Here is a 1,011-nt window from a genome sequence, read left to right as displayed (position 1 = left end):
GCCGCCGCCTTCGCCGCTCCGAACCGATAGCCCGCTCGGACGACCGGGGCGCCGGCCGGGCGATGCGCCCGACGGCGCCGGGATCGGCGCCTCCTACAGAGCCTCAGTCAGCAAGGGCTGGACACATGTCACGGCAGACAACCCTCGGTTCCGACATCCTCGGCCGCCTGACGCCCTGGCTCGTGCCGGTGGCGATCATCGCCGGTTGGCAGGCCGCGGCCTCGACCGGCCTCGTCTCCACCCGTTTCATGCCCGCCCCCTCGGACGTGATCGCCGCGGGCTGGCAGGCGAGCAAGACCGGTGAACTCTGGACCAACCTCTGGATCAGCTTCCTGCGCGCGGCCGTCGGCTTCCTCATCGGCGGCAGCATCGGCTTCGCCCTCGGCCTCGCCAACGGCCTGTCGCAGCTTTCAGAGAAGCTCACCGACACGACCCTGCAGATGGTGCGCAACATCCCGCACCTGTCGCTGATCCCCCTGGTGATCCTGTGGTTCGGCATCGACGAGGAGGCCAAGCTCTTCCTCGTGGCCATCGGCGTGTTCTTCCCGATCTACGCCAATACCCTGCACGGCATCCGCTCGGTGGATCCGCAACTGGTGGAGATGGGCCGGGTCTACGGCATGTCGCCTACCACCCTGTTCCTGCGGGTGGTGCTGCCCGGGGCGCTGCCATCGATCTTCGTCGGCCTGCGCTACGCGCTCGGCATTATGTGGCTCACGCTCATCGTCGCCGAGACGATCTCGGCCTCGTCCGGCCTCGGCTACATGGCGATGCAGGCGCGCGAGTTCATGCTGGTGGACGTGGTGGTGCTGGCCATCGTCATCTACGCCCTCCTCGGCAAGATCGCCGACACCCTGACCCGGCTGCTGGAGCGTTCGTTCCTGGCCTGGAACCCGGCCTACCGGAACATCTGAGGGGCATCGCGACATGCCCCCGTTCTTCGATCAACCCCACGGACGACGTCCATGACCGCCTCCACCCTGCTGCGCGCGCCCGACGCCGCCCTCGCGC

Annotated in this window: 1 protein-coding gene; it reads left to right on the top strand. The window is 68.3% G+C overall.

Annotated features, from left to right (window positions below; genetic code table 11):
• Positions 1 to 125 precede the first annotated feature (125 nt).
• Complete coding sequence (ssuC, locus tag FV220_RS25085) at positions 126 to 914, top strand: aliphatic sulfonate ABC transporter permease SsuC (protein WP_018046040.1); 789 nt, start codon at positions 126 to 128, stop codon at positions 912 to 914.
• The last annotated feature ends 97 nt before the right edge of the window (positions 915 to 1,011 follow it).

The sequence above is a fragment of the Methylobacterium sp. WL19 genome (assembly GCF_008040005.1).
In the GTDB taxonomy this organism is placed as follows: Bacteria; Pseudomonadota; Alphaproteobacteria; order Rhizobiales; family Beijerinckiaceae; genus Methylobacterium; species Methylobacterium bullatum.
Note: the sequence above shows the minus strand (reverse complement) of the source record. Positions and strands in the feature narration are given on the sequence as shown.